The organism is Amycolatopsis sp. NPDC052450 (assembly GCF_044547565.1).
Lineage (GTDB): Bacteria > Actinomycetota > Actinomycetes > Mycobacteriales > Pseudonocardiaceae > Amycolatopsis.
Genome location: NZ_JBIUAQ010000031.1, coordinates 33,895 through 58,422 on the forward strand (window position 1 = coordinate 33,895; position 24,528 = coordinate 58,422).

The window sequence follows — 24,528 nt, forward strand, 5'->3', positions numbered from 1 at the left end:
GCGTTCAAATGACATACCGTTCCGGAAATGACACGTCATTCCGTGCGGGCGCTGGTGCTCGGCTGCGGCGGGACCTTGGGGTTCGCCTGGACGGCCGCCGTCCTCGACGCGCTGCACGCCGAAGCGGGCTGGGACCCCCGCGAGGCGGACATCCTGGTCGGGACCTCCGCGGGCGCCGAAGCGGTGGCGATGCTGGGAGCGGGCATTCCGGCGAAGGCGATCCTCGACGCGGTGGCCGGCGCGCCCGGCGGGGACGCCGTCGTCGCCGCGCACGTCCGGCGGGTGCCGAACCGCTTCCCGCCGCCGCCGTCTCCGCGCTGGCCCGCGGCCGGGCTGGTCCGCGCCGCGTTGCGCCGGGACGTCGACACGCTCGCCGGTCTCGCCGGTCTTCTGCCTCGTGGCAGGGGAGACGCCGGCTGGCTCCGCGACCTCGGGGACGCGCTGGCACCCGGCGGCTGGGTCCTGCATCCCGCGACCTGGCTGGTGGCCGCGGATCCGGCCGGTGACCGGGTCGCGCTCGGCTCCCCGGACGCGCCGCCCGCCCGCCTCGGCGAGGCGATCGCCGCCTCCTGGGCCATCCCCGGTTGGTTTCCACCGTCCGTTGTGGACGGACGGCCGCTGCTCGACGGCGGGACGGTTTCCCCGACGTCGGCCGACCTCCTGCTGGGGCACGACGTCGGCGAGGTCGTGCTCGTCGCGCCGATGAGCAGCGAAGGCGGGGCTCCGGCACGTGGTCCGGCCCGGCTGGAACGCCTGCTGCGGACGGCGATGACCAGGCGCGTGGACGACGAGGCGCGACGGCTGCGCGCGGCCGGTGTCCGGGTGGTCCGGATCGAACCGGGACCGGCCGATCTCGCCGCCATGGGCGCCAACTTCATGGACGGGCGGCGGCGGGAGCACGTACTCACCACGGCGTTGCGGACGGCGCCCGGTCTGGTCGCCGACGCCTTCGAACGAGAGGGAGTGCGCGCATGAGCAAGTACCCGGATCTCGACCTCGACGGAGCACACGTGGCGATCACCGGCGCGGGCCAGGGCATCGGCCGCGCGACCGCGGAACGCATGGCCGCCCTCGGGGCACGCGTGTCCATCGGCGATCTGGACCTCGAAGCCGCGAAGCGCACCGCCGCCGACATCGGTGGGACAGCGCATCATCTCGACGTCGCCGACCTGGCGTCCTTCGCCGCCTTTCTCAACGACGCCGAACAGGCGAACGGGCCCCTCGCGGTACTCGTCAACAACGCCGGGATCATGCCCAACGGCGGTTTCCTCGACCTCTCCGACGCCCTGAACCGGGCGACCATGGAGGTCAACGTCTTCGGCGTGGTCCACGGAATGCGGCTGGCGCTGCCCGGCATGCTGGAGCGCGGACGCGGGCATGTCGTCAACGTCGCGTCGCTGGCCGGGAAGTTCCCGGTCAAAGGGCTGGCGATCTACAACGCCAGCAAATTCGCCGTCGTCGGGCTGACCGCGGCGACGCGGCTGGAGTACGCGCCGCACGGGGTGAGCGTCTCCGCCGTGCTGCCGTCGGCGGTCGACACCGCCCTCGCCTCAGGGCTCGACATGCGGCCGATCCCGAAGGTGAAACCGGGCAGGATCGCCGACGCCGTCGTGGCTTCCGTCCGCACCCGGGCCGCGGAGATCGCCGTGCCCGGTTACGTCGGCGCGCTCGCCACCCTCGCGGCCGTGACACCCGAGCCGGCGCTCAACGCCTTCCGGCGGCTGATCCGGGACGACCGGGCCCTGCGCCCCGATTCACCGGAGCGGGACGGCTACCGCGCCCGCCTCCACCAGGACACCCAGCGGGAGGAAAACGCATGAACGCGCAGTACGACGCCGTCGTCGTCGGAGCCGGTTTCGGCGGGATGGGCGCGGCGATCCAGCTCAACCGGCTCGGCTACGACAACCTGCTCATCCTCGAACGCGAGTCCGGCCTCGGCGGCACGTGGCATGTGAACCGCTATCCCGGGCTGGCCGTCGACATCCCGTCGGCCACCTACTCGTACTCGTTCGAGCCGAATCCGCACTGGTCGCGGCTCTTCGCGCCGGGCGCGGAACTCAAGCGGTACGCCGAGCACGTCGCGGACAAATACCGGCTGCGGCGCTACATGCGGTTCGGCTCGGTGGTCACCGGCGCGGTCTGGGACGAGGCGAAAGCGCACTGGACGGTCTCCCTCGCCGAGGGTGGGCCGGTCACCGCCAAGTACCTTCTCACCGCGACAGGATTCCTTTCGCAGCCGAAGAAACCCGACATCGCCGGGATCGGCACGTTCGGCGGCAAGGTCATCCACACCACCGCCTGGGACGACGACTACGACCTCGCGGGCAAGCGAGTGGCCGTGATCGGCACCGGCGCGACAGCGGTCCAGCTGATCCCCGAGATCGCGAAGATCGCACGCGAACTGACCGTGTACCAGCGGACGCCGATCTGGGTGAGCCCGAAACTGGACTTCCCGGTGCCCAAGGCCGTCCGCCGCGCGTTCGCGGCCGTCCCGTTCACCCAGCGGGCCGCCCGGCTGACCGGGACCGCGCTGCTGGAACTGATGATGGTCTCCGGTGTCCTGCACTACAAGCAGCTGCCGATGGCGAACCGGCTCGGCAAGCTGTGGTGCCAGGCGCATCTGCGCCGTCAGGTGCGGGATCCGGGACTGCGCGCGAAACTGACGCCGCGCTATTCCTTCGGCTGCAAACGCCCGACGTTCTCCAACGAGTACTACCCGGCCTTCACCAAGGACCACGTGCACCTGGAGACGACGTCCATCGCGAAGATCGACGAGACCGGCATCGAGACCACCGATGGCGGCCGGCGGGAGATCGACGTCATGGTGCTGGCGACCGGATTCGACCTGTGGGAGGCGAACTTCCCGGCGATCGAGATCATCGGCCGCGACGGCCGGAATCTCGGGAAGTGGTGGCGGGAGAACCGGTTCCAGGCCTACGAGGGCGTCGCGATCCCCAAGTTCCCGAACTTCGTTTCGCTCAACAGCCCGTATTCCTACTCCGGACTGTCCTATTTCACCACCATCGAGACGCAGATGCGGCATATGGACCGGCTCTTCGGCGCGATGCGGCGGCGCGGCGCGACCGAGTTCGAAGTCACGCAGGAGGCCAACGACGCGTTCCTCGACCGGATGACCGAACGCCTCGGCGACTCGATCTTCGCCCTCGGGAACTGTGCCCCGGCGAACAGCTACTACTTCAACCCGCACGGGGAGGCGACCCTGCTCCGCCCGTCCTCCACGCTGAACGCCATCAAGGAGGCGGGGAGTTTCCCGCTCGAGGACTACACCTTCGCCTAGCGGGCTAGGGGTGCCGGGACCCCGCGCGGTCCCGGCACCCCAGCGCGTCTACTGCCTGCGGAGCCGGAGCGTGACGGCCGCGCCCGCCGCGGCGAGGAAGACCGCGCCGAGTGCGTACGGCCACCACGGCACCGAGGTGTCGCCCACCGGGGAGGCACCGTAACCGCCGGCGGCGCCGGTGCGGTCGTAGGTCGAGCCGGGCAGCTTGTCGCCGTAGCGGCTCTGCAGGGCCTCGCGGTAGGCGGCGAGCGTCATCTTCTCGCCGGTCTTCGCGACCGAGGAGCCGTCGAGGACGGTCACGGTGTCCCCGTCGACGGCGTACCAGGCGCCCGCCTGCGGTTCGCTCAGGAGATAGCCCTTGCCGACCTGCGCCGCGAGGCGCCTTTCGACGTCACCCGAGGCGACGTTGTAGACCGACCAGCCCGAGCCCTCGCGCTGCGACCACACGGTCGCCGCGTCACCGTTGCCGAGGGTGGCGGGTGTGGCGACGTAGGCCAGTTCGGCGGGGACGGAGGACGTGCCGGAGATGAAGGCCGCGGTCGGCTGGTAGACCGCCACCGGTGTCCGCGGATCCGCCTTCGCGGTCCTGGCCGCGATGGCCGTTTCCGCCTTGGCGGCGCCGGGGAACACCGCCTTGGCGAGCCGTTGGGTGGTCGCGTCGCTGGTGACCACAGTGGACACCGCGGCGAGGTCGGCGGCGGTGGGCGCGCCGCTGGGGGCGTCGGCGGCGGAGGCTTGGCCGCCGAGCGCGAGTGACAGTCCGATGGCGAGGATCGTGGCGCCGAGGAAGGTTCGCTTCATGGTTTCAGTCCTTGATCCCGTAGACGGTGTGGGTCCAGGTGAACGAGTTGTTGGACCGGTAGGCGTTGTAGCTCATCTGGTTGTAGCGGGGGCTCGAGCCCCACGGGTCGCCGTAGTAGACCGTCGTCGCGCCGTTCGTGTTGTCGTAGCCGTAGAGCACGTGCATGTGGCCGCCGCCGTTGCGCCAGCCGATCCGGGTGCCGATCGGCTGCCGCGCGTCGACCTGGCCCTTGATGGAGGCGAAGCTCAACGTCTGACCCGAGGAGCTGTAGCTGCCGACGTTGCTGAACCCGAGCCAGCGGAACACTCGCTGCTGGTCGCTGAGGTAGCCCTGGTTGTTGGCACAGTCCGTACCGGACTCGTTGTGCGCGACCTGGCAGAACTTCGTCTGCGTCAGGCTGTGCCCCCACCAGGCGGCGATGGTGTTGCCGCTGGCGTCCCAGCACCAGTTGCTCTTCTCCTGTGCCTGCATCTTGATCGGGATCGTGGTGGCGGCCGTGATGGCGGGCGCCGCGGCGGCGGGCGCCTGCAGGGCGACCATCGCGGCGACACCGGCGCAGGCCGTGGCCAGCCCGCGCCTGAATGAGGTCTTCACCGTCGGAACACTCCTAACTGGATGGTCGAACGCGAAACACGCACGGCGGCTACCCGACGGAACAAGTGGGGACTTCGGCTACCCGACTGGGTGGCCGACCGGCGCGAGCAGGGGACTTGCGCTGTGACGAAGTGACGGAGGGGCACTGCGAACAGACTGAGATTCACCCTCTGGTGGACTCCGTGGCAAGGTTCGAGCCAATACCTAAGGGTCCGTATTACCGCCGCGCGGCCCGGTGGTACCGCAGGTCGGCGTCGCCCGATCGAGTTAACGACGCGGGTGGCTCGTGACTCCGGTGGGGTGGACCAGCGGAAAGCGTGCGGCCCGTGGTGACTGTTCGTGTTCCCGCCTTTCGGCGGGTGTCCGATCGGTATGGTCCCGAGCATGCCGACGAGCGGTGCGGCATCGGTGTTCGTGGCCCGCGACACCGAATTGGCCGAACTGGTGCGCGTCGCCTCACGCCCGCCGTCGGTCGCCGTCGTCGAGGGTGAACCGGGTGTGGGCCGGAGCCGTCTGCTCGAAGAACTGGCCGCCCATCCCGGGATCGCGTCGCGTGTGGTCTGGTCCACCCGGTGCGTTCCCTTCACCCGGCCTTGCCGGCTGGCCCCCTTGGTCGACGCGTTGCTGGGGAGCGGCGCCGTGGCCGCCGCCCACGCGGCGGAGTTCTCCCCGGTGACCGGCGTCCTGCGGCGGCTGATCCCCGAATGGTCTTCGTGGCTGCCGCCGTTCCCCGAGAACGCCGACGACGGCACCGTCCGGCAGCAGGAGTTCCGGGCCGTTCGCGAAGTACTGACCGGCTGCGGTCCGGCGGTTCTGGTCCTCGACGACGTCCACGCCGCCGACGACGAAACGTGGGAGTTCCTGCGTGGGCTCGCGGCGTCCCCGGCGACGTCGCTGAGCGTGGTGGTCAGCGCGGTTTCGTGTGGTCCCAGGCGATTCCCGTCGCTGCCCGGAACCGCCGCTCAGCTGTCACTGCGGGCGTTCAGCGCCGTCCAGGTGCGGACGCTGCTGGACGCTTCCTTCGGCCGCTGTACGCCGGATTTCGCCGAGGCGGCGCACCGGCGGACGGCCGGGATCGCCGTCGATCTGACGGCTCTGGTCCAAAGCGCCGATGGGGCGCTCCCGGCGACCGTGCCGCCGGTCGTGCGGAGCCGGGTCGCCGGACTGATGGCGGCGATCGGCCCGGCCGCGCGGGACGTCGTCAGCGCGGCCGCGGTGCTGGGATCGCCTGCCGGGGAACCGGAACTGGGCGCTGTCGCGGCACCGTCGTCCGGGGAGCTCTCCGGCGCGGTCACCGAAGCCGTGGAAACGGGACTGCTGCGTGATCTCGGCCGCGGGCGGTACGTGCCGGGAAGCCCGCTGATCGGTGAAGCCGTCTACGCCTTGCTTCCCGGGCCTCAGCGGTGCGCGATGCACGGACGCGCCGCCGCCCGGCTCGCCGCGGACGACGAACCCGTCGCGTCGCTCGTCGCCCGCCACGCGCGGCTGGCGGGCGATCTCGGCGGGTGGACACAGTGGACCGGCGTCGCGGTCGACAAGGCCATCGAAGACGGCCGGACCGAGGAAGCGGGCCGTCTGCTCGAAGCGGCTTTGCGGGACGCGGAGCTGCCGCGGGCCGCGCGCGAGTCGTTCGCCGTCCGGCTCGGCAGGGAACTTCCGCGCAGCATCGCCCACGCGGGCACGGTCGGGCTGCTGCGGGAAATCCTGCGTGAATGGCCGCTGAGCAAGGCCGCGCGCGGTGAGATCCGGGTCAATCTCGGTCAGGTGCTGATCAATCAGGTGGGCAAGGTCGACGCGGGCAGGCTCGAGATCGAATTGGGCGCGGCCGATCTCGGCAGGCGGCAGGCGCTGCTCGCCAGGGGACTGGTCACCTTGGCCCTGCCGCATATCGGGACCGTCCCGGTGGAGGAGAACCTCCGCTGGCTCGACCAGGCCGAACAGATGAGCAAGGGCGAACACGACGCGGGAGTGCTCGCCGCGATCGCCGCCAACCGGCTTTCGGCGCGGATGCAGATCGCGGATCCGGGAGTGTGGCAGGACATCGCCGACCTGCCACCCGTGCCGGAGTCGGCCGATGTCTGCCGTCAGGTGGCCCGCACCTACATCAACCTGGCCGACGCGGTGGCGTGGAACGGGTACTACCCGGTCGCGCGGGCGTACCTCGCGACCGCGCGGCGGCTGATCCGCGACGATCACCAGCCCTATCTCGACGCGCTGGCCGACGGCACGGAGCTGCGCCTGGACCTCGCGATGGGGGAGTGGGCGAGCGTCGCGGAGAAGGCGCGGGCGATGCTGACGCGGGTCGACGGGGACAGTTCACTGGCGGCCGAGCCGCTGCTCGTGCTCGGCTGGTACGAGTACGGGCAACATCGGCCGGCGGCGGCGCTGCGCAGTTTCGACGCGGCGTTCGCGCTTTCCGCGGGCAGCGTCCCGGTGCAGGCTTCCGCCTACGCCGGTCGCGTCGCGGTCCATCAGGCGGGCAAAGACCTGCAGGCGGCCTTGCGCCTGGCCGAATACGGCCTGGAAACCGTGCGCCGCAAGAACAACTGGGTCTGGGCGGCGGAACTGATGCCGTTCGCCGTGCGCACCATGCTCGGACTGGGGCAGCACGTCGAGGCGAGAGAGCTGCTCGGCGAGTACCGGCAAGGCATCGACGGCAAGGACGCCCCGGTCGCGGACGCGTCGGCGCTGCTGTGCCGGGGGTTGCTCACCCAGGCACGGGGCGAGACGCTGCCCGCCGGTGACCTGCTGCTCGGTGCCGCGCAGGCGTACTACGCGCTACCTCTGCCGTATTTCGCCGCCTACGCCGACGAACTCGCGGCCGGATGCTTCGCCGAAGCCGGAGACTTGGCACGCGCCGTCGCTTCCTTCACCACCGCGGAGACGGCGTACGCGAGTCTCGGCGCCGCCGTGGACGCGCTCCGCTGCCGCCGGTCACTGCGACGCTGTGATCCGGAGATGCCCCGGCGCGGCCGCAAGGGCTACGGCGAAGCGTTGTCGCCGAGGGAACTCGAAGTCGCGAGGCTCGCCGCCCGGAACCTCACGAACCGGGAGATCGGCGAGCGGCTGTTCCTCTCGCCGCGGACGGTCGAAATCCACATCGGACGGGCGCTGCGCAAGTTGGGACTTCCGTCGCGCACCGTGCTGACCGAGGAGCGGCTTGAGGGGCTGACGGTGAAGGAACCGAGACGTTAGTTGGCGCCCGATTCAAGCGTTTTGCGAAGGGTCGCGAGTGATGAAGACGGTTCAGGCCAGCTGTCTTTAGGTGCCCGCGGCCGGCGAGTCGGGTTCGCAGGTCCGTGAAGGACTCCGGTCGGGTGCTCGCGTGAGTGATCGCGGTGGTGGGGATGTTGTGAAGGGTCCCTTTGAGACGGTGAAGGTCTCAAAGGGACCCTTCACGACATGAGAGCTCGACTTCAGGCCGTCGGAAGCGCTGAAGCAGCGGCGCGACAGACGGGCTTGACTTCAAGGTAAGCCAACCCTTAGTTTCCCCCTATAACTTTCCACCGGTGAAGGGGTGCGATGCCGAAGATCGGCGGTCGTCCGGCCAGGATCGCGAGGGACGACATCCTGCGGGCCGGTCGCGAGCTCGGCATGCGCCGGCTCAGCGTCAAGGCGGTCGCGGTCCGGCTGGGGGTGACCGCGACCGCTCTGTACCGCCATGTCGACGGCCGGTGGGGGCTCGAGCGGCTGGTCGGGGAGAGCATCCTGACCGAGCTGAGGCTCCGGGACGATCCCCGCCACGGCCTCGAACAGCATCTGCTGTCCTTCGCCCTGCAGATGCGGGCCTTCATGCTGGAGTATCCCGGCCTGGTCACCTATCTCCAGCTGCTGTTCCCGCGAGGTGACGGCGGTCAGCGGCTGTTGAACACCGAGGTCGACGCCCTTGTCCGCCGGGGTTACGAGCCCGGCGCGGCGATCGTGCTCAGCGGCGCCGTCGCGTCGCTGACCATCGCGATGACCGCGTCCGAGGAGCACAGCATGGCCGCCGAGGAGGCCGACGGCGACGGGCTGGACCGGGAGCGGCAGGCGGTCCTCGACCGGTTGTCCCGTGACGACCGGCTCGCCGGGCCGTCCGCCGCGTTGCCGCAGGTTCCGAGGCCCGAATATGTGCGGCTTCTGCTGACCGCGTCGATTCGCGGGTTGATCGAGTCCTGCCCGCCGGGCAGGCCGATCGCCGAGATGGTGGCCGATCTGGCGGCCACGGGGGAGGAACTGTGATGGCGCGCGGATTCCAAGGCGCGGTGATGCGGGGTTTCGGGGCAAGAGACCACGAAGCGACCGTCGTCGGGACAGAAGAGATCACGCCGCGTTTCGTGCGGCTCCGGTTCGTTTCACCGACGTTGTTCGAGGACGTCGTCGTGGAGCCGTCGGCCTGGCTCCGGTTCTGGTTCCCGGACCCGGAGGGCGGTCCGACCGAGTTCCAGCGCGCGTACACGCTCACCGAAGCCGACCCGGAAGCAGGCACGTTCGCGATCGACGTCGTCCTGCACGAACCCGCCGGTCCCGCGTCGCGCTGGTTGCGTGAGGCGCGGCCCGGTGCGACGGTTCCGGTGATGTCACTGGGTTCCACGTCCTTCTCGGTCCCCGCCGAACCGCCCGCGGGTTACCTCCTGATCGGCGACTCCGCCTCGATCCCCGCGATCAACACGATCCTCGACGTGGTCCCGGCCGAAATCCCGATCGAGCTGTATCTCGAAGAGCATGACGAGACCGACCGGCTGATCCCGCTGGGGGAGCACGCGAGGCTGGCCGTGCACTGGGTGCCGCGTCAGGACGCGACTTCGCTGGCCGCGGCGATCGAGACCCGTGACTGGTCGGACTGGCAGGCGTGGCTCGCGCCGGAAGCGGGCTCGCTCAAACATCTCAAGACCCGGTTGCGGGACACGTTCGGCTTCCCCAAATCCGAGGTGCACGGCCGGGCCTACTGGTACTACGGCCGGGCCATGGGTTCTTTCCGAGGGAAGAAGGAAGAACCGGCAGCCGAAGTCCCCAAGCCGGTCAAAGAGGCACCCAAGGGAGCTTGGCGGGCACAGGCGGCCGGACGGCTGCTCGCGCCGGTGCGACGGACGCTGATCTTCGCCGGGATCCTGCAGGCCGTCGTGACGTTGATCCGGCTCGCGCCCTTCGTGCTGCTGGTGGAACTGGTCCGGCGGTTGCTCGCGGGCGGCGAATCGCTGTGGGCGATCGGCATCGCGGCGCTGGTGCTGCTGGGCGTGGGGACACTGCTCGAATCCGCCGTCGTGCTGTGGCTGCACGCGGCCGACGCGCGGTTCGCCCGCGACCTGCGGCAGCGGCTGCTGGGCAAACTCGCGAGGCTGCCGCTGGGCTGGTTCACCGCCCGCGGTTCGGGCACGGTCGCGAAACTCGTGCAGGGCGACACGCTTTCGCTCCACTATCTGGTCACGCACGCCGTCCCCGACGCGGTGGCCGCCGTGGTCGCGCCGGTCGCGGTGCTGGCCTACCTGTTCGCGGTGGACTGGCGGCTCGCCCTCGTCCTGCTCGTCCCGATCCTCGTCTACCTCGTCACGACGTCGATCATGGTCGTCCAATCAGGACCCAAGACCGGCCAGGCGGCGCGCTGGGCGGAGCGGATGGCCGGAGAAGCGGGCGCGTACCTCGAAGGCCAGCCGGTGATCCGCGTGTTCGGCGGTGCCGCGGCTTCGTCGTTCCGCAGGCGGCTCGACGAGTACATCGGTTTCCTCGGCGACTGGCAGCGGCCGTTCACCGGCAAGAAGACGATGCTGGACTTCGCCACCCGGCCCGCCACCTTCCTGCTCCTGATCGCCGGTGCCGGCACGCCGATGGTGGTGGGCGGCGGCATGGAGCCGGTGACGGTGATCCCGTTCCTTTTGCTGGGCACCACGTTCGGCGCGCGGCTGCTGGGCATCGGCTACGGGCTCGGCGGCGTTCGTGAAGGGATGCTCGCCGCCCGCCGGATCCAGGTCGTCCTCGACGAACCCGAACTGTCCACTGTGGAACAGAAGATCATCGACGGCGTCGAGCCCGGCACGGTGGAACTGGACCGGGTGGGTTTCGCTTACCGCAGCGGGGTCCCCGTGCTGGAGGACGTGTCCCTGACCTTGCGCCCGGGTACAGTGACCGCGCTGGTCGGCCCGTCGGGAGCGGGGAAGTCGACGCTCGCCGCGCTGGTCGCGCGGTTCCACGACGTCACCGAGGGCGCGATCCGGGTCGGCGGCCGGGATGTCCGCGCCTTCGCCGCCGACGAACTCTACGGCCGGGTGGGCTTCGTACTGCAGGATCCGCAACTCGTGCGGGGGACCGTGCGGGAGAACATCGCCCTCGCCGTCCCCGATGCGACCGAAGAACAGGTCGTCGCGGCGGCCCGCGACGCGCAGATCCACGAGCGGATCCTACGGCTGCCCCAAGGTTACGACACCGTCCTCGGTGCCGGTTCCCAGCTGTCGGGCGGAGAACGGCAGCGGGTGGCCATCGCCCGCGCGATCCTCACCGACGCCCCCGTCCTCGTCCTCGACGAGGCGACCGCTTTCGCCGATCCCGAGTCGGAGTACCTCGTGCAGCAAGCACTCGACCGGCTCACCGCGGGCCGGACCGTCCTGGTCATCGCGCATCGCCTGCACACCGTCACCGGCGCCGACCGGATCGTGGTCCTCGACCGCGGGAAAACCGCCGAAAGCGGGACACATGAGGAATTGCTGGCTTCGGGCGGGCGCTACACCCGCCTCTGGCAGGCCGGTGCCGGTGCGGGGGTGACCGCGTGATCCGCACACTGCTGGGCCTGATCCCCGAGACGAAACGGACGGCGTTCCGGCGTTACGTCGTACTCGCCGTGCTTTCGGTGCTGCTGCGTGCCGCCGGTGTCGTGCTGCTCGTGCCACTGGTGGGTGCCCTGTTCGGCGCGGAACCTTCGGACGCGTTGCCTTGGCTGGGCGCGCTCGCGGGCGTCACCGCGGCGGGCTGGGCTGTCGACGCAGTCGTGGGGCGGCTCGGCTTCGACCTTGGGTTCGGCGTGCTCGACCACGCCCAGCACGACGTCGCCGAGCATCTGACGAACGTGCGTCTGTCCTGGTTGGACAGTGAGCACACCCGGACCGCACGTCAGGCCATCGCCGCCACCGGCCCCGATCTCGTCGGCCTGGCAGGCTATCTGCTGACCCCGCTCATCGGCGCGGTCCTCCTGCCGGTCGCGATCGCGCTGGCCCTGCTGCCGATCGCCTGGCCGCTCGGCGTCGCCGCGCTGGCCGGGGTCCCGGTACTGCTGGGCGCGTTGTGGGCGACCGGCCGGATCACCCGGCGCGCCGACCGGACGGCGGCCGGAACGAACACCATGCTGACCGAGCGGATCGTCGAGTTCGCCCGCACCCAGCAGACGTTGCGTGCCGCCCGCCGGGTCGAACCCGCGCGCAGTCACGCCGGCGCCGCGCTCGCCGCGCACCACGGTGCGACCCTCCGGCTGCTGCGCCTTCAGATCCCGGGTCAGGTGCTGTTCGGCATCGCCGGTCAGCTGGCCTTGGTCCTGCTCGCAGGGACGACCGTTGTCCTTGCCACGCAAGGGAGTCTGACCATGCCCGAGGCGGTCGCGCTGATCGTCGTGATCGCCCGCTACCTGGAACCGTTCTCCGCGCTCGGCGATCTCGCGCCCGGTATCGAGACCGCGACCACCACCCTCGGCCGCATCCGCACCGTGCTCACCGCGCCCGTCGCTCCGGCGGGGGATGCCGCATTACCGGCGAAGGCACCGCGAATCCGGTTCGAGGATGTCGGTTTCCGCTACGCGCCCGGCACCGAGAACGTGCTGGAGCACTTCGACCTCACCCTGGAACCGGGGACGACGACCGCGATCGTCGGACCGTCGGGCTCGGGTAAGAGCACCGTGCTCGCCCTACTCTCCGGCCTGTACCAGCCCACCAGCGGGCGGGTGCTCGCCGACGGGACGGACCTCGCCGGGTTGTCCGCGGAAGGCCGGCGAGAGCTCGTCACCGTCGTCTTCCAGCAGCCGTACCTGTTCGACGGTTCGGTGCGCGACAACGTGCTGGCCGGGGATCCCTCGGCGAGCGACGAAAGGGTCGCCGAGGTCGTCACGCTCGCCAAGGTCGACGAGCTGCTCGAACACACGGCCGTCGGCGAGGCGGGCGGCGCGCTTTCCGGCGGCGAGCGGCAACGGGTGTCCATCGCCCGCGCGTTGCTCAAACCGGCGCCGGTGCTGCTGGTCGACGAGGCCACGAGTGCGCTGGACACCGAGAACGAGGACGCCGTGGTCCGGTCGCTCAGCGCCGATCCGGTGCCGCGGACCCGGGTGATCGTCACCCACCGGATCGCCGGGATCCGGCACGCCGACCGGGTCCTGTTCCTGGCGGACGGGCGGCTGACCGAGGACGGCACCGTCGAAGAACTCCTTGCCAGGGAAGGACGTTTCGCCGAGTTCTGGCGGCGGCAGATCGACGCCACCGGCTGGAGGATCGCCGCGCGATGACCCACACGCAGGGTGAGCCCGAATGGGTCGTCACCCGTGACGGCAGACGGCTCTACGCGATGGTCCATCCGGGGCCGGAAGGTTTCACCGGGCCGACGGTCGTGTTCGAAGCCGGAGCCGCGGCCACCCGGTCGTCCTGGGCGGCGGTCCAGCCGGAGGTCGGCCGGTATGCCCGCGCGATCGCCTACGACCGCTCCGGGCTCGGCCGCAGCGCCCCCGACCCCGGCGGCCGGACGCTGCGCCGGATGGCCGACGACCTCAACGACGTACTCGACCATTTCGGCAAGGGACCGTACGTTCTCGCCGGGCACAGCGCCGGCGGGCCGATCGTGCGGCAGGCCGCCGCCCGCCGTCCGGAGCGGATCGCCGGTCTGGTGCTGGTCGACCCGACCGACGAGGCGGCGGACGTGTTCTTCGGCCGCGCCTTCCGCGCCGGTGAACGCGTCATGCTCGGGCTCGGCGGCGTACTCGCGCGGCTGGGCCTGCTCAAGGTCGTCTTCCGCGGTCTGCTGCGGGACATCCCGGACGACGTCCGCCGCGACCTCGAACGGGAGGCGTTCACCGTCGGGACGGTGCGGACCCAACGGGAACAGGCCCGCACCTTCCTCGACGAACTGGCCCTCTGGCGGCACGATCCGCCGGTGCTGGGCGGCATCCCGCTCACCGTCGTCTCCGGCGGGCTCGGTGAGGGCGGGATGTCCGCCAGGATGAGAGTGCGGACGAACGCCGCACACGCCCACCGAGTGAACCTTTCGCCCGGAGCCAGGCACGTGATCGCGGAGCGGTCCGGTCACTACATCCCGAAGACCGAACCCGAGGTGATCGTCCGCGAGATCGTCAGGATGACGTCAGCGCCTGCCTGAGCTCTTCATAGGTCGGGGCGAGCCTCCGGAGTGTCTCGGCGGCACGCGTGTCGTCCTCGGTGACGAGGTCGTACTGCAACGAGCCGACCAACCGAGACTGCGCGGCGAGGACGGCGGCGGCGTCCTCGCGGCCGATCCGGCGCAGGCACGCCGACGCGTCTGCCTGCCTCCTGGCGCCGACGCGGATCGCGAAGTGGACGAGCAGCCCGCGCAGATCCGGGTCGCAACCGGTAGCGATCCGGGCGGCCAGTGCGAGGGCCGCTTCGCCGTTGCCGAGACTGCCGGGCGGGAGACCGCCGTCGTTCTCGCCGCCGAGCCGCGTGATGGCCCGGGGGAGCGACGCGACGATCGCGGTTTCGTCGTCGACGGCGGTGTGCCGGACGAAATTCGTGCGCATCGTATGCGGTTTGCCGTAGGCCACGGTTTCGGCCAGCCAAGCGGCGGCGAAATCCCGCCGCGGGATCCGCGCGTACGGATATCCCTGCGGGTCGTGGGCGGTGACGGACTCGCCGTCCGCGGCGAGCGCGACGAGGAAATGGTCGGCGCCGATCGGGCCGGTCATCCCCGGCTGGTGGCGCAGATGCCCCATCTCGACCGGGCCGATCAGGACCGGGCCGTCGGCGAGGCTTTCGACCAGCCGCGCGAACGCGGCGTCCGGATCCGGCTCGCTGACGGTTTCCGCGCTCCAGCCGAGTGCGTCGAGCGCCTCGCCGATGCCGAGGTCGGGATCCCAGCCGAAAGCGTCGAAGAACGGCAGCGATCCGCCGACCAGTTGCAGGCCGAACGGACTGCCGGTGACGGTTTCGAGCACGTCGATTCCCGGCGCGCCGGAGCCCAGCATCATCGCGAGGGAATGGGAATAACAATAAGGGCCGGAGCCACGGTAAGGAAGATCGATCACCTGTTCGACGATGGCAGTTTTCGCACGAAAACGCCAGCCCCTTCGCTTTCGTCCGTTGTGGACGGTCACCCGGGTTTCATCACCCGTCCGGGGGTTTCGTGGCCACTCAACGGGTTCTATCCAGGCGACACCGCTGATCCCGGTTGCCGTCGATGATCTCGCCGAACCAGGATGACCATCACTTGGCTCGCTGTCCCCTTCGTCCTGACCTGGGCCGACGGGAGCGAGGGGTGAGGCGGAGGCGGCATGGCGGAACGTCGTGGGCGGAATCGGTGGCGCCGGGGCATCGCGGTGCTCGCGGTGGTCGCCGTGGCCTTGCTGATGGGTGCCCCGCTGCCCGCGAACGCCCAGAGCATGCCGCGCGGAGCGGGCACCGAACGGCCGATCGGGCCGGAACCGGTGTATTCCGGCCTGGCGCACGGCGGGATCACGATGGCCGCCAACTCCGTCGTGCAATGCGGCGTCGGCGTGGTCTGCAACGAGTCCACGAGCAACGCGAGCCCGGTGTCGTGGATCAAAACCGACCCGGCCGCGCCGGGGAACACCGCCTCCGCGGCGAGCCTGAACGTCCCGGCCGGCGCGAAAGTGCTCAACGCCCGGCTGTACTGGCAGTTCAACCCGGTCGCCAGCAGCGGGACCTCCGGTGACGGGAGCCGGGGCAACCAGGTCTCGATGAAGACCCCTGGCTCGGCCTCCTACCAGCGGATCACCGCCGAAACCTACGACTGGTTCCCCGCGACCACCACGGGCGGTTTCCCGACCCTCTACGCGTACGGCGGCGCGGCCGACGTCACGGACCTCGTGACCGGTGCGGGCACCGGGCAGTACACGGTCGCCGACATCCAGGCCTGTCAGGGCCAGTCGATCAGTGGGACGAACCTCGGCTGCTGGGGCGGCTGGTCACTGGTGGTCGCCTACGAACTGCCCAGTGAGCCGCTGCGCTACCTGCAGGTGTGGGACGGTTTGCAGCGTGTCGCCGGCGGTAGCACGCCGAGCTCGGCGACCATCGCCCTGAGCGGCATCAAGGCGCCGACCTCGCGTCAGCCCAACGTCGAACTCGGCATCGTCGCGGGTGACGGTGACGCGCCCATCACCGGCGACTACCTTCAGGTCGGTCCGAACGCCTCCAGCCTCCAGACGATCGCCATGCCCGCGCCCGGCGGCGTGGCGACCAACAACGCCTTCAGCAGCCGCATCGACCGGGTCACGGCCACCGGATCCGGCGCGAACGTCACGTCGCGCGATCCCAATCCGGTGAACAACGTCGGCTACGACGCCCGCAGCATCGACATCACCGGCAAGGTTCCCGCGGGGACCACCGCGCTCCAGGTGAAGATCGGCACCGTCGGCGACGCGCTGTACCCGCAGACGATCTGGCTCGTCACCGACGCGCTCGAACCCGATCTGCAGATCACCAAGGCCAACGACCCGGTCGGCAACACCGATGACAACCCGCCGGGTTATGTCACCAAGGGCGGCGAGGTCACTTACAGCTTCGACGTCGCCAACCGGCACGCCGACGGCAGTGTCACCGACCTCGACACCGCGACGAACGTGGTGCTCACCGACACCCTGCCCGACGGCGTCACGTTCGTGGCCGGGTCCAATCCGGACTGTTCGGCCGCCGGTCAGCTGGTCACCTGCAACCTGCGGAACTTGAGGCCGGGGCAGTCGCAGAAGGTCGCCTTCAAGGTCAAGGTCGGCGCCTCGGTGCCGGACGGCACCAAACTCGACAACACCGGCAAGCTGACCTTCCGCGGCGAGGACACCGGCCGTCCGCAGGAACGCACGTCGAACACGGTGCGGAACACGGTCGCCTCGCCCGGGTACCAGCTGACGAAGACGGTCGACCTCGCCGAGGCGATCCCGGGCGACACCTTGACCTACCAGGTGAGCGTGCGGAACACCGGGGTGATCCCCGTGCCCGCGCTGACGGTGCGCGACACGTTGCCGCCGGGCACGACGTACGTGTCCTCCACTCCTTCGAAGGGCACCGCGTCCGGCTCCGGGCCGATCGACTGGGCCGTGAACGGCCTCGCCGTCGGGGAGACGGCCACGTTGACGGTGCGCGTGAAGGTCGAAGAGGCCGCCATCGGCAAGGAGCTGGTGAACCGCGCGACGGTGCCGATCGGACCGCCGCCGGTCGTCCCGCCGGACAACCGCTGCCCGGACGATCCCGCCGCCGCGTGCGCGAAGACCAAGGTGCCGCCGCCGTCGTACACGGTGACGAAGACCGCGGACAAGGAATCCGTGAACCCGGGTGACGTCGTGCGCTACACGGTCACCGTCGCCAACACCGGGAAGGTGACCGCGGCGGATCTGAAGGTCGTCGACGATCTGACCGGTGTGCTGGACGACGCGGTCTACCAGAACGACGCCACCGCGTCACCCGGTGCGGTGTCCTATGTGGACCCGAAGCTGACCTGGACGGGCACGCTCGCGGCGGGGAAGAGCGCGGAGTTCACCTACACGGTCAAGGTCAAGAACCCGAACACGGGCGACAACCGGCTGAAGAACGTGGTGACTTCGGAGACGCCCGGTGGCAACTGTCCGCCCGGTTCGACGGATCCGAAGTGCGGGACCACGACGCCGGTGTCGGGTTTGCTGATCGAGAAGTCGGTCGACAAGCAGTCGGCGAACCCCGGTGACTTGGTGAAGTACACGGTGACGGTGCGGAACACGGGTCAGACCAAGCTGACCGGGGCGACGTTCACCGACGATCTCACGCAGGTACTGGACGACGCGGACTATCAAAACGATGGTGCGGCGACGATCGGCGGCGTTTCGTACGCCGCGCCGAAGCTGACCTGGACCGGCGATATCGACGTGGGCGCGACGTCCACGGTGACCTACACGGTCAAGGTGAAGAACCCGAACACCGGCGACGACCAGCTCAAGAACGTGGTGTCGTCGGAGACGCCGGGTGGTAACTGTCCGCCGGGTTCTATGGATCCGAAGTGCGGCACGACCACTCCGGTTTCCGGGTTGTTGATCGAGAAGGCCGTCGACAAGCAGTCGGCGAATCCGGGCGACGTGGTGAAGTACACGGTGACGGTGCGGAACACCGGCCAGACCAAGGTTTCCGGCGCGACGTTCACCGACGATCTCACGCAGGTGCTGGACGACGCGGACTATCAGAATGATGGCGCGGCGACGATCGGTGGAGTCACCTATGCCGCACCGAAGCTGACGTGGACCGGTGATCTGGAGATCGGTACCACCGCCACGGTCACGTACACGGTGAAGGTCAAGAACCCGAATCCCGGTGACAAGAAACTGTCCAATGTGGTCACTTCGGAGACGCCTGGTGGGAACTGTCCGCCGGGTTCGACCGATCCAAAGTGCGGCACGACCACTCCGGTGTCGGGGCTGCTGATCGAGAAGTCGGTCGACAAGCAGTCGGCGAATCCGGGTGACGTGGTGAAGTACACGGTGACGGTGCGGAACACGGGTCAGACCAAGTTGACCGGGGCGACGTTCACAGATGACCTGACTCAGGTGCTGGACGATGCGGACTATCAGAATGATGGTGCGGCGTCGGTCGGTGGAGTTACCTATGCGGCGCCGAAGCTGACGTGGACGGGTGATCTGGAGATCGGTGACACGGCCACGGTCACGTACACGGTGAAGGTCAAGAACCCCACCACGGGCGACAATCTGCTCAAGAACGTGGTGTCGTCGGAGACGCCGGGCGGGAACTGTCCGCCGGGTTCGACGGATCCGAAGTGCGGGACCACGACGCCGGTGTCGGGGCTGCTGATCGAGAAGTCGGTCGACAAGCAGTCGGCGAATCCGGGTGACGTGGTGAAGTACACGGTCACGGTCAAGAACACCGGTCAGACCAAGTTGACTGGCGCGACGTTCACCGACGATCTCACTCAGGTGCTGGACGATGCGGACTATCAGAACGATGGCGCGGCGTCGGTCGGTGGTGTGGCTTATGCCGCGCCGAAGCTGACCTGGACCGGTGATCTGGAGATCGGTGCCACAGCCACGGTCACGTACACGGTGAAGGTGAAGAACCCCGCTCCTGGCGACAAGAAGCTCATCAACACGGTCACCTCGGAGACGCCGGGTGGCAACTGTCCGCCGGGCTCGACGGATCCGAAGTGCGGGACGACGACGCCGGTGTCGGGTCTGCTGATCGAGAAGTCGGTCGACAAGCAGACCGCGAACCCGGGTGACGTCGTGAAGTACACGGTGACCGTCACCAACACGGGCCAGACCAAGTTGACCGGCGCGACGTTCACCGACGATCTCACGCAGGTGCTGGATGACGCGGACTATCAGAACGATGGCGCCGCGACGGTCGGTGGTGTGGCTTATGCCGCGCCGAAGCTGACCTGGACCGGTGATCTCGGCGTCGGTGACACGGCCACGATCACCTACACCGTCAAGGTCAAGAGCCCGAACACCGGCGACAACCGGCTCAAGAACGTGGTGTCGTCGGAGACGCCGGGCGGCAACTGCCCGCCGGGATCCACGGATCCGGACTGTGGCACCGACACCCCGGTTTCGGGCCTGGAGATCAAGAAGTCGGTCGACAAGCAGTCGGCGAACCCGGGCGACGTCGTGAAGTACACGGTGACGGTCAAGAACACCGGCCAGACGAAGCTGACGGGAGCGACCTTCACCGACGATCTGACGCAGGTGCTCGACGACGCCGTTTACCGGAACGACGGTGCGGCGACCATCGGCGGTGTCACCTATGCGGCACCGAAACTGACGTGGACCGGCGACCTCGGTATCGGGGAGACCGCCACGGTCACCTACACGGTCCAGGTGAAGAAGCCGGGCGACGGCGACAAGAAGCTCGTCAACGCCGTCACCTCGGACACGCCGGGCGGCAACTGCCCGCCGGGTTCGACCGATCCGGACTGCGGCACGACGACCCCGATTTCCGGGCTGCTCATCAAGAAGACCGCCGACAAGAAGTCGGTCGACCCCGGCGACACGGTGAAGTACACGATCACCGTCACCAACACCGGGCAGACCGTGCAGGACGGTGCCACGTTCACCGACGACATGACCGAGGTGCTCGACGACGCCGACTACCAGAACGACGGCGCGGCGACCATCGGCGGTGTCACGTACGCGGCACCGAAACTGACGTGGACCGGTTCGCTGGGCATCGGACAGACCTCGACCGTCACCTACACGGTCAAGATCAAGAACCCGAACCCCGGTGACAAGAAACTGTCCAATGTGGTCACTTCGGAGACGCCGGGCAACAACTGCCCGCCGGATTCGACCGACCCGAACTGCGTCGCGGACGTGCCGTCCCGCGAACTGACGGTCAAGAAGACGTCGGACAAGCAGACCGCGAACCCGGGCGACGTCGTCACCTACACCGTGACCGTCAGCAACACCGGCAAGGTCGACCTGGTCGGCGAGGACGCCGCGCGGGTCACGGACGACCTGTCCGAGGTGCTGGACGACGCCGACTACGCCGACGATGCCGCGTCGGCGCCGGTCGCCGGGACGTTCGCCTTCACCGCGCCGAACCTGGTGTGGACCGGCGATCTCCCGGTGGGGGCGTCGACCACGCTGAAGTACTCGGTGAAGGTGAAGAACCCGGTGACGGGTGATCACGAACTGCGGAACACCGTCAGCACCAACACCCCGGGCACCTGCCCGCCGCAGTCCGACGATCCCGCGTGCTCGACCGTCACCCCGGTGCCCGGTATCTCGCTGGAAAAGAAAGCGGACAGGGCCACGGCCAACCCGGGCGACGTCGTCAAGTACACGGTGACCGTGCGCAACACCGGCAAGACGAAGCTGACCGGCGCCACCTTCACCGACGACCTCACCGAGGTCCTCGACGACGCGGTGTTCCAAAAGGACGGTGCGGCGATGATCGGTTCGGTGACCTACGACGAACCGAAACTGACCTGGACCGGCGACCTGGAGATCGGACAGACGGCGACGGTCACGTACAGCGTCAAGGTCACCAAGACCGACGGCGACGGCAAGCTGACCAACGTGATCACGTCCGAAACCCCGGGCGGCAACTGCCCGCCGGGCAGCAAGGACCCGAAGTGCGGCACGACGACACCGCTGTCCAGCCTGAAGATCAAGAAGACGGTCGACAAGACGGAGGCGAAACCGGGCGAGGTCGTCACGTTCACCGTCACGGTGGAGAACACCGGACAGGCCACAGTGGACGACGCGACCTTCACCGACGATCTGACCCAGGTGCTGGACGACGCCACCTTCGACGGCGCCGCCAAGGCCAGCACGGGAGCGGTCACCTATTCGGCGCCCGAACTGACCTGGAAGGGCACGCTCAAGCCGGGGGAGAAGGCCACCGTCACCTATGCCGTCACGGTGCGGAAGCCGGCGACCGGTGACCACCGCCTCCGCAACGTCGTCACGTCCGACACCCCCGGCGGCAACTGCCCGCCGGGTTCGGCGAACCCCGACTGCGGCACCGACACCCGGGTCCCGCCGACGCCGCCGACGCCACAGCCGCCGGACAAGCCGAACCCGCAGCCGCCGACCACGCCGCGTCCGCCCGGTCTGGCCGTGACCGGCTCGCCGGTGAAGACGATGACGGTGCTGGCGCTGGGCATGCTGGCCATCGGCGCGCTGCTGCTCCTCGCCGGACGGAGGCGCCGGGAGTCCTGATCGAGCCGCGGTGCCCGGCCTGAGTCTGGGTAGAAGTACATGAAGGCCCCCTTCCTGTACATAGGCGCAAGGATGGGGTCCTTCATGTACTTGGGCTGGTGTGAAGGTGTAGTGCCGGGGCTCAAGGTGGTGTTCCTGCCGCCCGGCAGTAGCGGTCTGCCTCGGCTCGGGCTGAGCTCAGCCCGGCATGTCGTGAGGGGCTCCTTCCCTACTCTCAGGGTAGGCAAGGAGGCCTTCACGGACCCGCGATCACGACCCCTCGCGCCTGACCAGGGCCGAAGGCTCCCTTCACCGCATCAGACGCGGCGAAGGGAGCCTTCACCCCGCCACCAGCCTCACCCACGAACACGACACGTTTGGCCTTCTTCTCAGCGTCCGGGCACCGCGATCAGCGCTTCGACCTCGACGACGAGGTCCGGGCGCGCCAGCGCGGCCACCACGATCAGCGACTGGGCCGGCCAGTCCGCTTCCGGGTACCAGCGGGTGAAGGTCTCGCGCAGCGCCGTGCGGAACCCGCCGAGGTGTTCGGTGCCGGAGAGCATGCTGAACACCTTGACCAGATGTTCCGGTCCGGCGCCCGCGGCTTCGAGCAGTCGTTCGAGGTTGGCGAGTATCGCGCGAGTCTGGGACTCGGCGTCGGGCCCGGCGAGTTCGCCGTCGGGCAGAACACCGATCTGGCCGGATACGACGACGAGTTCGTGATCGGCGGGAACGCGGACCAGATGGCTGTACGGGCCGATCGGCGCCGCCACGGTCTCCGGATTCCAGCGCTGGATCATCGGTCCCCATTTCTTGGTGCTCGGCGGAATTCGCCTCCCGAGTATCGGGGACCGATGATTCCGGTCCGCGGCGGGAGTCTCACCTTCGGACGAAGATGACCGGAAGGACTCCCGATGACGAACTCAGGATCGAAGACGCGCGCCGCGACCGCGGTCTGGCCGCTGATCCACGCCGAGCGGGCGGCGCTGGCGAACGACCTCACGGGGCTCACCGAAGAGCGGTGGGCGACGCCGTCGCTGTGCGCCGGGCTGACGGTGCGCGAGGTGCTCGCGCATCTCACCGCGGGGGCGAGTCTCACGCCGTTGCGGTGGCTGGCAGGCGTGATCCGCTGCCGGTGGGACTTCGACAAGCAGGTCGCCATGCGGCTGGCCGAACAGCTGGGGGAGGACGGCGCCGAGACGCTGGAGAGGTTCCGCGGCGTCGTCGACAGCACGACGAAACCGCCCCTGCCGAAGTTGGCGATGCTCGGTGAGGCGATCGTGCACGCCGAGGACATCCGCCGCCCCCTGGGTGTCCGCCGCGACTATCCGGTCACCGTCCTCACCGCGCTGGCCGGGTACTACCAGGGCGCGGACCTGGTGGTGATGGCGAAGGGGCGCATCGGCGGGCTGCGGTTGCGAGCCACCGATGGCCCCTTCGCCGTCGGGTCCGGGCCGCTCGTCTCGGGGCCGACCCTGGCGCTGATCATGGCCATGACCGGACGGGCGGCCTACCTCGACGAACTCGACGGCGACGGGGTCCCGATCCTGCGGAAGCGTGTCCTTTCTCAGGACTGAGACTCGAGGGGCAGGCCGGCGTCGGCCCAGTCCTCGATGCCTTCCCGGTATTTGCGGACGTCGGTGTAGCCGAGGGCGGTGAGCCGGTCGGCGACCTGTCCGCTGTTGGGGCAGGCGGGGTTCGAGCAGTAGGTGACGATGGCGGCGCCGCGATCGGGCAGCACGGTCGCGGCACGCGCGTCGACGTCGGCGAGGACCAAGGGGATCGCGCCGGGCAGGTGTTGCTTGGCGTAGTACTCGCCACCCAGTGCGTCGACCACCGTCACGGTCTTCGCGTCGATCGCGGCCTTCAGTTCGTCACGGGTGATGAGTGCGGTCATGTCGCTACCTCCAGTTAATCGGACTATAGTCCGCATGTGCCTCACGACCATAACGGACCGCAGTCCGCTTCTGCAATACCGTTGGAACTCCTGCGCACACCGCCGCCCAAGGAGCGTGCCGACGCCGCCCGGAACCGGGCCGCCATCCTGGACGCGGCCGCGTCGCTGTTCGCCGAGCACGGCGTCGACGCCGTGTCGATGGATCAGGTGGCGGCGGCCGCGGGCGTGGGAAAGGGGACGCTCTTTCGCCGCTTCGGCGACAAGGCGGGCCTGGCCGTCGCGTTGCTGGACGCGCGGGAACGCCTGCTCCAGCAAGGAATCCTGCACGGCCCGCCGCCGCTGGGCCCCGGTGCTCCGCCGGTCGAACGGCTGGTGGCCTTCGCCGAGGCATACGTCGGCTACGTGCTCGAACACCTGGCTTTGGTGCGGATGTCGGAGACCGCCGCGCCGGGCGCGCGCTACCGCATCGGCGCCTACCGGTTCTGGCACCGGCACGTCGCGCTCCTGCTCGACGGCACGCCCGATCCCGAGCACACCGCGCACGCCCTGCTGGCCCCGCTGGCGGCCGAGCATCTGACCGCGCTGCTGCCGGAACTGGGGGAAGACCGCGTCCGCGCCGGGATCACGCGCCTGTGGCGGCGGGCCGGAGCCAAGTAGGGTGTCGGCGAGGACCCGGGAGTGTGTCGATGACAGCGCAGAGCCGCAGGTACCGGACGGCCAGGCAGGCCGTGCCGGCGCTGCTCGCCGCCGTGCTGACCGCGCTCGGCCTGTTCCTCGCGCTCCATGCGGCCGATTCCGCTTCGGCGGACGAGTCGCGCGGGCCGAACGTGACGGTCGACTCCTCGGCCTCCAAGGCCGTGGCGCCGGTGCGCGCCGCGGGCAGGCTCGCCGCCGAACCCTCACTCCTGGGTGTGCACGGTCACGGTGACCTGCCGCTCTTCGGGACCGTCCCGCACGGGCCCGCGTCGACGACGCTGCTCCGCCTCGGCGGACTCCAAGACGACGTCATTCTCCCCTCGCGCGCGGCGAACCGCCTCGCGACGGGGGATCGCGCTCCTCCTTTCCCGGTAGCCGTCTGAAGCTCACGGGCGCGTCTTCCGCGTGCCCGAACC

Annotated in this window: 17 protein-coding genes; 12 read left to right on the forward strand and 5 right to left on the reverse strand. The window is 69.5% G+C overall.

Features of this window, described 5'->3' with window-relative positions:
- The first annotated feature begins 27 nt into the window (after positions 1-27).
- The 3 genes from ACIHAO_RS34880 to ACIHAO_RS34890 are packed head-to-tail and all read left to right on the forward strand — an operon-like array spanning position 28 to position 3,298.
- Positions 28-975, forward strand: coding sequence for a patatin-like phospholipase family protein (locus ACIHAO_RS34880; protein WP_396565164.1), 948 nt, complete (start codon positions 28-30; stop codon positions 973-975).
- The gene (locus ACIHAO_RS34885) at positions 972-1,820 is read left to right on the forward strand and encodes an SDR family oxidoreductase (RefSeq protein ID WP_396565166.1); all 849 of its coding nucleotides are present in this window, start codon (positions 972-974) and stop codon (positions 1,818-1,820) included. Before ACIHAO_RS34880 ends, ACIHAO_RS34885 begins: the two co-directional genes overlap by 4 nt.
- Entirely contained in the window at positions 1,817-3,298 is a 1,482-nt protein-coding gene (locus ACIHAO_RS34890) for a flavin-containing monooxygenase (protein ID WP_396565168.1), read from the forward strand. Before ACIHAO_RS34885 ends, ACIHAO_RS34890 begins: the two co-directional genes overlap by 4 nt.
- Before the next feature lie 48 nt (positions 3,299-3,346).
- Here ACIHAO_RS34890 and ACIHAO_RS34895 read toward each other — a convergent pair whose 3' ends face one another.
- Positions 3,347-4,099, reverse strand: coding sequence for a hypothetical protein (locus ACIHAO_RS34895; protein ID WP_396565170.1), 753 nt, complete (start codon positions 4,097-4,099; stop codon positions 3,347-3,349).
- A 4-nt stretch (positions 4,100-4,103) separates the two neighbouring features.
- Complete coding sequence (locus tag ACIHAO_RS34900) at positions 4,104-4,694, reverse strand: papain-like cysteine protease family protein (RefSeq protein WP_125800895.1); 591 nt, start codon at positions 4,692-4,694, stop codon at positions 4,104-4,106.
- A 384-nt stretch (positions 4,695-5,078) separates the two neighbouring features.
- Between ACIHAO_RS34900 and ACIHAO_RS34905 the strand changes: the two genes are divergently transcribed.
- From ACIHAO_RS34905 to ACIHAO_RS34925, 5 genes are all read left to right on the forward strand, one after another.
- A complete protein-coding gene (locus tag ACIHAO_RS34905; RefSeq protein WP_396565172.1) occupies positions 5,079-7,889 on the forward strand; it encodes an AAA family ATPase in 2,811 nt (936 codons plus the stop codon).
- 327 nt (positions 7,890-8,216) lie between these two features.
- Positions 8,217-8,915: a TetR/AcrR family transcriptional regulator gene (locus tag ACIHAO_RS34910; RefSeq protein WP_396565174.1), complete on the forward strand. Its 699-nt coding sequence runs from the start codon at positions 8,217-8,219 to the stop codon at positions 8,913-8,915.
- A complete protein-coding gene (locus ACIHAO_RS34915) occupies positions 8,915-11,437 on the forward strand; it encodes an ABC transporter ATP-binding protein/permease (protein WP_396565176.1) in 2,523 nt (840 codons plus the stop codon). The genes ACIHAO_RS34910 and ACIHAO_RS34915 overlap by 1 nt, the downstream gene beginning before the upstream one ends.
- Positions 11,434-13,149: an ABC transporter ATP-binding protein gene (locus tag ACIHAO_RS34920; RefSeq protein ID WP_396565178.1), complete on the forward strand. Its 1,716-nt coding sequence runs from the start codon at positions 11,434-11,436 to the stop codon at positions 13,147-13,149. The genes ACIHAO_RS34915 and ACIHAO_RS34920 overlap by 4 nt, the downstream gene beginning before the upstream one ends.
- Positions 13,146-14,012, forward strand: a complete 867-nt coding sequence (locus tag ACIHAO_RS34925; RefSeq protein ID WP_396565180.1) for an alpha/beta fold hydrolase — start codon at positions 13,146-13,148, stop codon at positions 14,010-14,012. Before ACIHAO_RS34920 ends, ACIHAO_RS34925 begins: the two co-directional genes overlap by 4 nt.
- Here the strand turns inward: ACIHAO_RS34925 and ACIHAO_RS34930 are convergent.
- On the reverse strand, positions 13,987-14,913 hold the full coding sequence (locus ACIHAO_RS34930; RefSeq protein WP_396565182.1) for a hypothetical protein: 927 nt from the start codon (positions 14,911-14,913) through the stop codon (positions 13,987-13,989). The genes ACIHAO_RS34925 and ACIHAO_RS34930 overlap by 26 nt on opposite strands.
- Positions 14,914-15,159: 246 nt before the next feature.
- Here ACIHAO_RS34930 and ACIHAO_RS34935 point away from each other — a divergent pair, with 246 nt between their 5' ends.
- Positions 15,160-21,540, forward strand: coding sequence for a hypothetical protein (locus ACIHAO_RS34935; RefSeq protein ID WP_396565184.1), 6,381 nt, complete (start codon positions 15,160-15,162; stop codon positions 21,538-21,540).
- A gap of 368 nt (positions 21,541-21,908) precedes the next feature.
- Here the strand turns inward: ACIHAO_RS34935 and ACIHAO_RS34940 are convergent, their stop codons facing one another.
- Positions 21,909-22,319, reverse strand: coding sequence for a RidA family protein (locus tag ACIHAO_RS34940; RefSeq protein WP_396565186.1), 411 nt, complete (start codon positions 22,317-22,319; stop codon positions 21,909-21,911).
- A 114-nt stretch (positions 22,320-22,433) separates the two neighbouring features.
- Here ACIHAO_RS34940 and ACIHAO_RS34945 point away from each other — a divergent pair, with 114 nt between their 5' ends.
- On the forward strand, positions 22,434-23,096 hold the full coding sequence (locus ACIHAO_RS34945) for a maleylpyruvate isomerase family mycothiol-dependent enzyme (protein ID WP_396565188.1): 663 nt from the start codon (positions 22,434-22,436) through the stop codon (positions 23,094-23,096).
- Here the strand turns inward: ACIHAO_RS34945 and ACIHAO_RS34950 are convergent.
- On the reverse strand, positions 23,087-23,416 hold the full coding sequence (locus ACIHAO_RS34950; RefSeq protein ID WP_396565190.1) for a rhodanese-like domain-containing protein: 330 nt from the start codon (positions 23,414-23,416) through the stop codon (positions 23,087-23,089). The two genes, ACIHAO_RS34945 and ACIHAO_RS34950, sit on opposite strands and share 10 nt — an antisense overlap.
- Before the next feature lie 81 nt (positions 23,417-23,497).
- Between ACIHAO_RS34950 and ACIHAO_RS34955 the strand changes: the two genes are divergently transcribed.
- Entirely contained in the window at positions 23,498-24,073 is a 576-nt protein-coding gene (locus ACIHAO_RS34955) for a TetR/AcrR family transcriptional regulator (protein WP_396565273.1), read from the forward strand.
- A gap of 29 nt (positions 24,074-24,102) precedes the next feature.
- Positions 24,103-24,495 (forward strand): hypothetical protein, encoded by a 393-nt coding sequence (locus tag ACIHAO_RS34960; protein WP_396565192.1) that lies wholly within the window; start codon positions 24,103-24,105, stop codon positions 24,493-24,495.
- Positions 24,496-24,528 lie beyond the last annotated feature (33 nt).

Excerpts from the sequence above, each read along its gene's own strand:
- ACIHAO_RS34880 (WP_396565164.1), top strand. The coding sequence starts at position 28 with ATGACACGTCATTCCGTGCGGGCGCTGGTGCTCGGCTGCGGCGGGACC.
- ACIHAO_RS34885 (WP_396565166.1), top strand. The coding sequence starts at position 972 with ATGAGCAAGTACCCGGATCTCGACCTCGACGGAGCACACGTGGCGATC.
- ACIHAO_RS34890 (WP_396565168.1), top strand. The coding sequence starts at position 1,817 with ATGAACGCGCAGTACGACGCCGTCGTCGTCGGAGCCGGTTTCGGCGGG.
- ACIHAO_RS34895 (WP_396565170.1), bottom strand. The coding sequence starts at position 4,099 with ATGAAGCGAACCTTCCTCGGCGCCACGATCCTCGCCATCGGACTGTCA.
- ACIHAO_RS34905 (WP_396565172.1), top strand. The coding sequence starts at position 5,079 with ATGCCGACGAGCGGTGCGGCATCGGTGTTCGTGGCCCGCGACACCGAA.
- ACIHAO_RS34910 (WP_396565174.1), top strand. The coding sequence starts at position 8,217 with ATGCCGAAGATCGGCGGTCGTCCGGCCAGGATCGCGAGGGACGACATC.
- ACIHAO_RS34915 (WP_396565176.1), top strand. The coding sequence starts at position 8,915 with ATGGCGCGCGGATTCCAAGGCGCGGTGATGCGGGGTTTCGGGGCAAGA.
- ACIHAO_RS34925 (WP_396565180.1), top strand. The coding sequence starts at position 13,146 with ATGACCCACACGCAGGGTGAGCCCGAATGGGTCGTCACCCGTGACGGC.
- ACIHAO_RS34935 (WP_396565184.1), top strand. The coding sequence starts at position 15,160 with ATGGCGGAACGTCGTGGGCGGAATCGGTGGCGCCGGGGCATCGCGGTG.
- ACIHAO_RS34940 (WP_396565186.1), bottom strand. The coding sequence starts at position 22,319 with ATGATCCAGCGCTGGAATCCGGAGACCGTGGCGGCGCCGATCGGCCCG.
- ACIHAO_RS34945 (WP_396565188.1), top strand. The coding sequence starts at position 22,434 with ATGACGAACTCAGGATCGAAGACGCGCGCCGCGACCGCGGTCTGGCCG.
- ACIHAO_RS34950 (WP_396565190.1), bottom strand. The coding sequence starts at position 23,416 with ATGACCGCACTCATCACCCGTGACGAACTGAAGGCCGCGATCGACGCG.
- ACIHAO_RS34960 (WP_396565192.1), top strand. The coding sequence starts at position 24,103 with ATGACAGCGCAGAGCCGCAGGTACCGGACGGCCAGGCAGGCCGTGCCG.